9 protein-coding genes are annotated in these 9512 nt (G+C 46.1%); 2 read left to right on the top strand and 7 right to left on the bottom strand.

Features of this window, described 5'->3' with window-relative positions; translation table 11 throughout:
* Window positions 1-264: 264 nt before the first annotated feature.
* The 3 genes from AC1DUA_RS17260 to AC1DUA_RS17250 form a co-directional block, all read right to left on the bottom strand.
* On the bottom strand, window positions 265-1320 hold the full coding sequence (locus tag AC1DUA_RS17260) for a YheC/YheD family endospore coat-associated protein (protein ID WP_477500945.1): 1056 nt from the start codon (window positions 1318-1320) through the stop codon (window positions 265-267).
* A 312-nt stretch (window positions 1321-1632) separates the two neighbouring features.
* Window positions 1633-1848 (bottom strand): NUDIX hydrolase, encoded by a 216-nt coding sequence (locus AC1DUA_RS17255; protein WP_477500944.1) that lies wholly within the window; start codon window positions 1846-1848, stop codon window positions 1633-1635.
* On the bottom strand, window positions 1845-3653 hold the full coding sequence (locus tag AC1DUA_RS17250; protein ID WP_477500943.1) for a DUF2334 domain-containing protein: 1809 nt from the start codon (window positions 3651-3653) through the stop codon (window positions 1845-1847). The genes AC1DUA_RS17255 and AC1DUA_RS17250 overlap by 4 nt, the downstream gene beginning before the upstream one ends.
* A 763-nt stretch (window positions 3654-4416) precedes the next feature.
* Between AC1DUA_RS17250 and AC1DUA_RS17245 the strand changes: the two genes are divergently transcribed.
* On the top strand, window positions 4417-5313 hold the full coding sequence (locus AC1DUA_RS17245) for a YitT family protein (RefSeq protein WP_477500942.1): 897 nt from the start codon (window positions 4417-4419) through the stop codon (window positions 5311-5313).
* A gap of 46 nt (window positions 5314-5359) precedes the next feature.
* Here AC1DUA_RS17245 and AC1DUA_RS17240 read toward each other — a convergent pair whose 3' ends face one another.
* From AC1DUA_RS17240 to AC1DUA_RS17230, 3 genes are all read right to left on the bottom strand, one after another.
* Window positions 5360-6394: a Gfo/Idh/MocA family protein gene (locus tag AC1DUA_RS17240; protein WP_477500941.1), complete on the bottom strand. Its 1035-nt coding sequence runs from the start codon at window positions 6392-6394 to the stop codon at window positions 5360-5362.
* A gap of 216 nt (window positions 6395-6610) precedes the next feature.
* On the bottom strand, window positions 6611-6874 hold the full coding sequence (locus AC1DUA_RS17235; protein ID WP_477500940.1) for an HPr family phosphocarrier protein: 264 nt from the start codon (window positions 6872-6874) through the stop codon (window positions 6611-6613).
* A gap of 49 nt (window positions 6875-6923) precedes the next feature.
* A complete protein-coding gene (locus tag AC1DUA_RS17230) occupies window positions 6924-7571 on the bottom strand; it encodes a serine/threonine protein kinase (protein WP_477500939.1) in 648 nt (215 codons plus the stop codon).
* 245 nt (window positions 7572-7816) lie between these two features.
* Here AC1DUA_RS17230 and AC1DUA_RS17225 point away from each other — a divergent pair, with 245 nt between their 5' ends.
* The gene (locus AC1DUA_RS17225) at window positions 7817-8521 is read left to right on the top strand and encodes a cation diffusion facilitator family transporter (RefSeq protein ID WP_477500938.1); all 705 of its coding nucleotides are present in this window, start codon (window positions 7817-7819) and stop codon (window positions 8519-8521) included.
* Between the two features lie 68 nt (window positions 8522-8589).
* On the opposite strand, the gene msrB is transcribed toward AC1DUA_RS17225, so the two are convergent.
* The coding region (gene msrB / locus AC1DUA_RS17220; RefSeq protein ID WP_477500937.1) for a peptide-methionine (R)-S-oxide reductase MsrB at window positions 8590-9512 on the bottom strand (923 nt) is incomplete at its 5' end.

Here is a 9512-nt window from a genome sequence, read left to right as displayed (position 1 = left end):
GTCTTAATCTTGTTTCGAATCGGCTAATCGCTACAATTGAAAACTCACCGAACAATAAAATTTTCGTTTTTACAGGTGCAGGGAATGCCGGATGATTGATTTCTAAATCATCATTTAGCTCGTTGTACCAGGGTAATAAATTCATTTTAATGACTAACACCCTATTTTTCACTATCAAACTCCACCTTTACAGCGCTATAATAGTAGTTTATTCGCAGTACACTGCTAGTGTACTAGATGAATTCTCCATTTCTGGATAGGTGATTATCCCCGTTTATTTAGTAGGTACTTGGCGTACAAAAGCGGTGTCTCATACGTCTGATAGAACGTATCATCCATTTTTAATTGCTTGAACTCGTACCTTTGGTCTCTCCCATTTACCTCGATAAACCAGATGTGTCCCGTCTTGTCGACACCTATATCCAATCCGATATCCGCCATATTTGGTAACCGGTTGCCCAATATTTCAGCTAATTTTAGGGACACCTGCTCAACAGCTTCTTTCATACGCTCAGGATGAAACCCGCTGCGTTGAAATAAGGGTTCACATCGCCAAGCTTCACCGCCTTTGCCTAGATTGGTAACCTGTCTGCCCTGGCCCGCAACTTTTCCTGCAATCCCACTGACCTGCCACTTGCCCCTTGCTCCACGCTGCACAGAAACTCGTAAATCGTAGGGCCTGCCTTGGTGTGTTGCCAAGGAAATGGCCTCTTGAATGAGATAGGATTGCTTTCCAACCTTGGTTTGAATAAAAGCCAGCGCTTCTTCCCGGCTTAGCCCCCTGGGCTCTTTATTGCTCCAAAACAATTCCCAAGTGCCGTTCTCTTGCTTCGAAAGCTTCATAATTCCTTTCCCTAAGGAGCTGTTTGTCGGTTTGACGAAAAAATCCGTGAATCGCTCCATGGCCTCCAGTACATGTCTGCGAGAATACGCCAAAGTCGCTGGGAGGTGCGCCCGCAGTGACTCCTTCGTATGTAACAGCATGTGAATCAGCAGCTTATCATACCGATTTTGACGATTGAAGACCTGGCTTGAAGCAGCAAGATGTTTCAATTTCTTAAGCATATATGGAGAAAGCGATATGGCTCGGTTATGGATGACTTTGGGGATTGGAAGACGAAGAAGACGGTAGCTTTTGTTCTCATAACAAAGACCAAGGATTGACTTCCCGCTCGTTTCCTGCAGGCAAATATAAAAAAGCGTTATACCAAGTTTCTCAGCCGCTTGATTATACAAATCAATTTGTTCATATCCGGTCTGTTTGCTCTGAATACCTAAGTACGTTTTTCGATCCAAAAGAATGCCCACTACATTGCGCATATGAACACCTCCACCCAAAAAAGTCATCAATAACACTGTATGCATTTGCTTTCCATCTGGTCCGAAAGAACGGCATTCATGAGCCTTTTTTCACATGAGTGACAGTGCAGCCGCACATAACGGACGCAGCGAAGAAGTAATCGCAGCTTGTCACAGCAAAAAAGCTTAGTTAGATCCATGTTGGGGATCCTGCTAAGCTTTTGTGTTATTGGGTTATCCGGGCGCTGCCGTCAGCGGCATTGTTACATCAGCCAGTACTTGGCTGCTGGGGCTGTGAAGGGGAGCACAACCCACTCAAATTTGCCAGCGAATTCAATTCCACCCTATACTTTCGAACCAAAGTCCATCTTGTTTGTGCTCTATCGCAACCCGAATATAACTGACCATCTGGCTCGGAAGCTCGCTCACAGGGAACCATTTCAATTGCTCACATTTCTCCGGTTCCATATTCGTGATCTCGCCCCTCCAGTCATGGGCTTTCAAGAAGAAATCCACCCATTCGGAAGTCGTGTTCTTGCGATGCATCATGCCAATGATTTCAAGCGTCCAAAGATGGACAGCAGCTTATACGTATGATTCTCCGTTTGTTGATACACACGATTCGTTAAATTTCTGGGATCCCAGCGTAGAATATCCTCTCTCCCGTCCCCATTAAAATCACCAAATCGAATGCTGCCTAACTCATCGGGAATGTCGAGCTCTACTTTGTCCAGTTTCCACTGCATACTCGTCTGATCCAGATCGAATTCCACGCCTTGCGATGTATTCTCTTTGAATAACAGCAGCTTTTGCTGTTCCCCGTTGGATAAATTCCGAACAATTAAATCACGAGCTGCGCTCGATCTGAACGTATAAGGTTTAATGATTTTAACTTCGTTTCCGTGCAGATATAAGCCGAGAAGTTTACTGCGATCCTGCGACTGACCAGCTAAAATACAGTCCCCATTAGGCTGTTTCAGTTCATATAAATCGTACCAGCGATTAGCAGGAATCGACCATGTCTGGCTGCGCTTGAATGAATCTCCCGTCGATGCGTAGGCTTCAAGCTTTCCGTTTGGACGCACGATCCAAAGTCCCYTTTTCTTCGTATCAATCTTGCTGTTCAAAGTAAAGGCAGAACCATCGGTATATGGAATCGATGCCCAAGAGTGCGCAGCCGGCTGACGATCATTGCGCAGCTCCTTGTACTGCTCATGGATAACTGACATTGCAGCAGATTTCTTATCCCATGTCACAATGTCCATTTGATCGCTGCCGCTAACGTTCCCAATCTCAACTAACGCTGTTTTCATGTTGCCGACCTTCACTCGCTCCGCTGGTGTGAAAGGGACATAATCATGAACTGAATAGAAGGGATATCCCTTCAACTGGATTTGTGCGATTAACTTTTGAAGAACACTTTTATTCTCACCGATATATTGGTAAGCAGGAATTCCGTCGCGGACGACGGGAACGCCAATCTCATCAAGCTCAGGCTCCAAATAGTTGAATTCCAAAAAAGGATGATAAAAGAAAGAATAAATACGTTCAGTAGCCCCTAATTGATTCAGAATAAACTTCTCATCTTTACCGATTGGGATGTAGGATAGCGTCGTTGGCACATATACACTGCCTAGAGATGTATTGCCGTAACCTTTATTAACTATATTTTCATATCTCGCTACTGGCGGGTTGGGATCGATGGTAACGTCTGGTTGATAGATGAGTCCAAAATAGGAACGAAACACCTTATCCTGTTCAGGTGCCGTATGATAATGCGGTGCTTCCCAGAAATGAGGTGTGATTCCTGCTTTGCGGAAGCGCCCCCACCCCTCTTTGACCCGACTCTCCGCAAACGCTGTGGTCGTCGTTTCCGGCAAATCGCTGACATTAAACTCATTGCCAACTCCAGAGGCTTGCTGTCCATCATCGCGGTGCACTTCTCCAGCTTGATGCGTATAACCGTGCATACCGATAGTTCCTCGATGCTCAGCAGCCTCTTTGATAACCTTATTAAACGCTTGAATATAAGTATCATCCAATTGATCGACGGATTTATCGTAGCGCGATCCATTATCTGTAATATTTATCCAACGTGGAACGACAGCCATGCCGAACTGCACGTGTTTCTCGTCCAAATAGCCCAGGACTGCCCTTAACTTGCCGAGTCCTTCAAGGGAGCTATAGTAACCGCCGGGTCCAATGTCTTCCAAACGGAGCATCATGAAACGCGGATTGTTATCAGCCCCTTCGACAGTCATCATGTGATGTAACCCGAGAAATAGGCCACAGGACACTAAGCCGGCAATCCCATACCGCAACCAAGTATTTTTATGTAGTAACCTTTTTATCAAATAAATCCCCCCCATGGAAGCTGAACCTCTGATGCTAGTTGGCTGCGGTTATGATCTTTATTGGTTATGAATTGGTTGTTCCTAGCTTCAATTCCTCCAAAAAAAATGATGAAATAAGGCGATTAAAATGCTAATTTTTGTTACTTGTCCATTCCGAACTATTTGTATGCGCTTACAATATATGTAAATCAACCGCCCTGCCGTTGAACTCTGTCGGTTTTTGTCCTTCATCCCATTTTATCACTCCCTAAATGAATTGAAAATGATAATTCATCACCCTGGCGGTTTGACTCAGATAAGATGAAGTGCTACAATTCAAACAAATTTGGTTGCATGCTGCACAAGGAGGAGATGACTCTTGCATCGATTTACACGACAACATCAGTGGAAAATATTGGTCTGGATCACTCTCTGTTTATTTATTTTCCCTTTAACACCGCCAATTTCCCATCATTTTTCATCAGATACAGAAATACTAGTACTCGCCAATACCACGCAAGTCCTTTCGATTCAGGAACACTTTCCTACCAAAAAAACAATTTATACGCGCTTCGATAAACTCCAATGGCCGTATGATGTTTATACACAATATGAAATTTCCATTTTTGTCATTTTTATTGTTTATCTAGTCAAGAAAATCTGGCTTAGATTAAAAGCAATTCTTCTGTCCTTCCTTAAATTCATCTCGGGTTACACGGGCCTCATTCTTCCTATTTCATAAGCGCTAAGTTAGAAATGAATTATGGAAAAGAGGAACCCTATAATGTCTAATCAGTCAAATGGAGCCGTACAAGCAACCTCCAAACATCAAAAGTTGACCCGTCTCAAATTTTTACGCAGAGTCATGTTTATGATCATTGGATCAGCTTTAGTATCCGTCGCTTTAGAAATCTTTCTAGTCCCGAATAACATTATCGATGGCGGTATTGTGGGTATTTCGATCATTTTGTCGCATTTAACTCACTTCCCATTAGGAATTTTTCTGGTGCTGTTAAATCTGCCATTTTTATTGATCGGCTATAAGCAGATTGGTAAAACCTTTGCTCTATCTACGCTATTTTCCGTTATCTTAATGTCCATCGGAACGACCTTGCTTCATCCGGTTCAAGCGTTCACGATTGATCCTCTGTTAGCTGCCGTTTTCGGCGGCATCATACTGGGAATCGGTGTCGGACTCGTCATCCGCTCCGGCGGTTCGCTGGATGGGACTGAAATTGTCGCGATCTTGGTTAGCAAAAAATCGCCGTTTTCCGTTGGCGAAATCGTGATGTTTTTCAACTTATTCATCCTCGGAAGCGCAGGTTTTGTTTTCGGATGGGATCATGCCATGTACTCGCTGATTGCGTACTACATTGCATTCAAAATGATTGATATCACCATCGAAGGGCTGGATCAATCCAAATCGGTTTGGATTATCAGCGATGAATTCAACAAAATCGGTGATTCCATCACCTCCCGTTTAGGCCGTGGTGTCACCTATCTCAAAGGCGAAGGCGCGTTCACGGGAGATGACAAGAAAGTCATCTTCAGCGTTATTACCCGGCTGGAAGAAGCCAAATTAAAATCTATCGTCGACGAACTGGATCCCAAGGCCTTTCTGGCCATCGGAAACATTCACGATGTCAAAGGCGGCCGCTTCAAAAAGAAAGACATTCACTAAACACAATAAAAGGGTTGAACAGGTGCATTCCTGTTCAACCCTTTTTTCATCTCCAGTAGCTTCTCAGATCGACCTTCTGGCCGCTCTTCGCGCTGTCGATGGCCCCAAGTACCATCGCCATGCTCTTGATGTTGTCGCGGCAGTCTGTCTCCGCAGGACGTCCCTGCTCCAGCGCCGCGAACATCTCGTCCAGGCAGCCAGCGTGCCCGCTGCGGCCCTGCCAGCTCACATCCGCGGCAATACGCGTATGCTCGCGGAGGAACTTGCCGGCTTGCTCGCCGCCGGCTACAATCTCGGCGTACGGCGCGGCAGCGCCGTCCCAGATGGCACTGCCGGTCTCGCCCGTCACGCGCCATGACGCCTCCCATGAGGTCGGCGCCCCTTCCGCGCACCAGGAGCCGCGATAACAAAACACCGTGCCATCTGACATCTCATAGATGCAGATGGCAGAGGCATTCCCGGCATACCAGGAGCCGGGAGGGTTAAATTCCTGGCAGTACACCGACACCGGGTCTGCCCCTGTAATAAAGCGAGCCTGATCGAACGTATGGATCGCCATGTCCAGGATCAGTGGGCTTTCCATCGCATCGCGAAAGCCTCCGAAGTGCGGGCCGAGGAAGAAATCGGCCCCGACATACCCCACGCGGCCGATCGTGCCCGCGTGAATGAGCTCGCGCAGGGCGCGGATGTTCGCGTCGTAGCGACGGTTTTGCATGACGGAGAGCGATGCTCCCGCCTGCTCCACTTGCTGCACGAGCTCACGTGCTTCCGCCATTGTGGCGGCCATCGGCTTCTCGCCGAAGACGTTGCAGCCTTGGCGAAGCGCTGTCGTCGCAACTTGGAAGTGGCTGGCCGGTATGGTGATGTCCAGCACGAGATTTGCGCCGGTTTCTCCAATTGCTAGCTCCAGATCCGTGTAGATCCCGCATGTTAGATGATGGCGATCTGCCATGGTCTGAGCAAATTCCTTTTTGATATCAACTAGCGCCACAATTGAGCAATCTTCTCGTTTCAACACGTAGTCAACCCAGACATTTGCCATGCCTCCGCACCCAACGATCACTATTTGATGCTTACTCATTTAAATAATCACGCTCCTCTATTCGGTCCATATAGCCCTATTTTATCGCTTTTGACTGGTACATGCTCTATCCAATCTTGACGGAATATCGCCACATCTTGTCCTTACTTAACCGCTTACAATTATCTCAGAAAAAAGACGCCCCTCTGCACCATCGAACACCGAAACATTCGAGAGCGTCATAAAAGGACGTCTTTATCATTATCTATTCTTAGTTTACCGGTAGGAATCAAACAAATCGAACATGAAGTGCATCGCTTCTTCCTCGTCCTTACCCCTGGTCAGTAAGCGCAGCGTAGTTCCCGCTCTGATCGGTACCAACAGCATACCCAGTAAACTTTTCACATCCACACAATGCATGGAATGATCATACTCAAAATCAATCGTAATGTCTGACATAAAATGAGAAGATTTGGCCGAAATCGCCGTTAGATCACTTCGCTGCAGATCAGCGCCAAGCTCGAATTCATGTACTCTCATAGACGCGCCTTCCTTATGTTTAAAATTTAGGAAATCTCATCTCTTCCACTTAGATTGTACCACGAGTTCGGCGGAATTTCTTCCACTTCCTATAGCTTCGCCGCACAACATTCAAAGCGAAATTAGGAATAGGCATTTTGCGAACCCAGGGATAATAAAACCGATTATAGGCGTTCTTCAAATCGTCCCACATCGGACAATATTCCTGTTTCATGAAATCCGATACGTCTACGACCAACCCTCGGCCATCCTTCATCATCACATTTTTCCCATGAACATCATGTGGATTTAGACCTCTTTTTACCGCATAATCCAGTGCTTCATCTATATCCTGAATGACCTGCCTTGGTATCGGAAGTCCGCGCTGCAAACATTTATATAGTGTCACGCCAGTTAACCTGCGCAGAACTAAGTAATTCTCCCCGGCATGTAAACATTCGGAATAAGCGGGATGCTTGCCTAGTCGTCGGTAGACTTCCGTTTCTTCCTCGATTCCCGGCCTGCCTGGCGCATATACCTTAACAACAAGATCGGAATAATTGGGGTGCATAAGTACCGCGGCATAGTTGCCTGATCCAAGCAATTTCCACGGTTTCGGAATATAATGAACTACAATCGGATCGTAGGGTTGTTTGCTGTATATCTCTAACTGTGGCAATAAGTGATGTTCGATCTCAAGCAACCATGGCTTTAACATTGCTTCTTTAGACTTCCTTCCCCAACAAATAAATGCCTCGCCGAGACCATCTGATTCGTGGTTTGTTAATTTCTGCTATGTGTGGTATTATACAAAGATATTTGTGTAAAGTGAAGTGTTGATTATGCGCCTATTGATATTTACGAGATTACTATATAAATCAAAAAATCCCTTGACCTAAGCTGCGCCTTAGGTCAAGGGATTTTTTTTCCTTCGGGAAACACTTCTGTAGGAGGTCATCTTTAATGACTGTAGACAACAAATCATCCGTACTTGCGATATGGCTTTCCCTGATCAGCAACATTTTTCTTACCCTCATGAAGGTTATTATTGGGATATGGTTCCAAAGCGAAGTTTTGCTTGCCGATGGACTCCATAATGCTGGCGATATTATCGCCACAATCGCGGCCCTCAGTGCCATGCGCATTTCCAAACTTCCAGCCGATGAGGACCACCCTTACGGACATGGCAAAGCCGAGGTGCTCGGTTCTGGATTTGTCGCATTTGTCCTACTAATTGCAGCTTTGTATATTGGCTATCATTCTACAATTGCCTTATTCCATGAGCCTCAATCCCCAAGTTGGGTCGCTTTTACGGCAGCAATTATTTCAACTGTTTGGAAATATGCGCTCTATAAGTACACCATGCGAATTGGCCTTAGCACGAACAGCAAGGGACTGATAGCGACAGCGAAAGATCACTTAGCGGATGTCTACGCGTCGCTGGCCGCAGTTGTTGGTATTGGTTTGGCTTTTGTTGGAGGAGCCTATCACATTGGGTGGCTATCCTTTGGCGATGCCGCGGCGGGCATTATCGTATCCCTGCTCGTTCTAAGAATAGCCGTGGAAATGGGCAAAGAATCCTTCGATATTTTGATGGAAAAAACGGTTGATCAAGAGAAACTGCACCAATACACCTTACTTATTGAATCGGTGCCTCAAGTCGATTAAAAACATAAATGAAAAGACGCTAGTCAGGTACTTATCCTGACTAGCGTCTTCTCATTTATGACCTTAGATTAGTTGCCTTCAAAGAAACGAAGATAGGCTCCATATCCTTCTTTTTCCATATCAGCTAGCGGTACGAACCGCATTGCAGCTGAATTGATGCAGTATCTGAGTCTAGTTGGTCCCGGACCATCGTTAAACACGTGACCCAAATGCGAATCCGCTTCATGACTGCGTACTTCTGTCCTAACCATGAAATGGCTGGTGTCCGATTTCTCTTTCACGCTGCCTTCGAATACCGGCTTCGTGAAGCTAGGCCAACCGCAGCCTGAATCGAATTTATCAATGGACGTGAACAGTGGTTCGCCTGAAACGATGTCTACATACAATCCTTTTTCGTGGGAGTCCCAGAATTCATTCTCAAAAGGGCGTTCTGTCCCGTTCTTCTGCGTAACTTCAAATTGTAGTGGAGTAAGCTTTTTCTTGCGCTCCTCTTTATCTTTAGCCGTGTTCCAATGTTTTTCGATAAACGCATCGCGCCCTGAGCCTTTGCGATACGCTTTGTAGCGCAGCGGATTTTTATGATGATAATCCTGATGATACTCTTCTCCCGGATAGAAGGCATCCGCATCGATACGCACGATTTCTGTTGCGATCGGAGTGTTGAAACGGCCGCTGTCCTGCAAAGCTTGCTTGGAAGCTTCTGCCTCCAACTTCTGCTGATCCGTATGTGCGAAAATCGCTGTACGATAGGATGAGCCGCGGTCATGGAACTGGCCGCCAGCATCTGTAGGGTCAATTTGGCGCCAATAGGTATCCAATAATTTATTGTACGAGAAAAGTTCGGGATCAAATGTAATTTGGACGGCTTCTGCGTGACCTGTCGTTTCCGAGCATACTTCTTCATACGTCGGATTACTTGTATGGCCGCCTATATAACCAGATACGACGGACACAATCCCCGGCAGCTGGTCGAACGGCGTAACCATACACC

The organism is Paenibacillus sp. 01T422 (genome assembly GCF_056398785.1).
The sequence above is the reverse complement of the archived record's forward strand: the minus strand, read 5'-3'. Positions and strand labels throughout refer to the sequence as shown.

Coding starts and splice junctions, on each gene's coding strand:
- AC1DUA_RS17260 (WP_477500945.1), bottom strand. CDS start 1,320: ATGCGCAATGTAGTGGGCATTCTTTTGGATCGAAAAACGTACTTAGGT.
- AC1DUA_RS17255 (WP_477500944.1), bottom strand. CDS start 1,848: ATGATGCATCGCAAGAACACGACTTCCGAATGGGTGGATTTCTTCTTG.
- AC1DUA_RS17245 (WP_477500942.1), top strand. CDS start 4,417: ATGTCTAATCAGTCAAATGGAGCCGTACAAGCAACCTCCAAACATCAA.
- AC1DUA_RS17240 (WP_477500941.1), bottom strand. CDS start 6,394: ATGAGTAAGCATCAAATAGTGATCGTTGGGTGCGGAGGCATGGCAAAT.
- AC1DUA_RS17235 (WP_477500940.1), bottom strand. CDS start 6,874: ATGAGAGTACATGAATTCGAGCTTGGCGCTGATCTGCAGCGAAGTGAT.
- AC1DUA_RS17230 (WP_477500939.1), bottom strand. CDS start 7,571: ATGTTAAAGCCATGGTTGCTTGAGATCGAACATCACTTATTGCCACAG.
- AC1DUA_RS17225 (WP_477500938.1), top strand. CDS start 7,817: ATGACTGTAGACAACAAATCATCCGTACTTGCGATATGGCTTTCCCTG.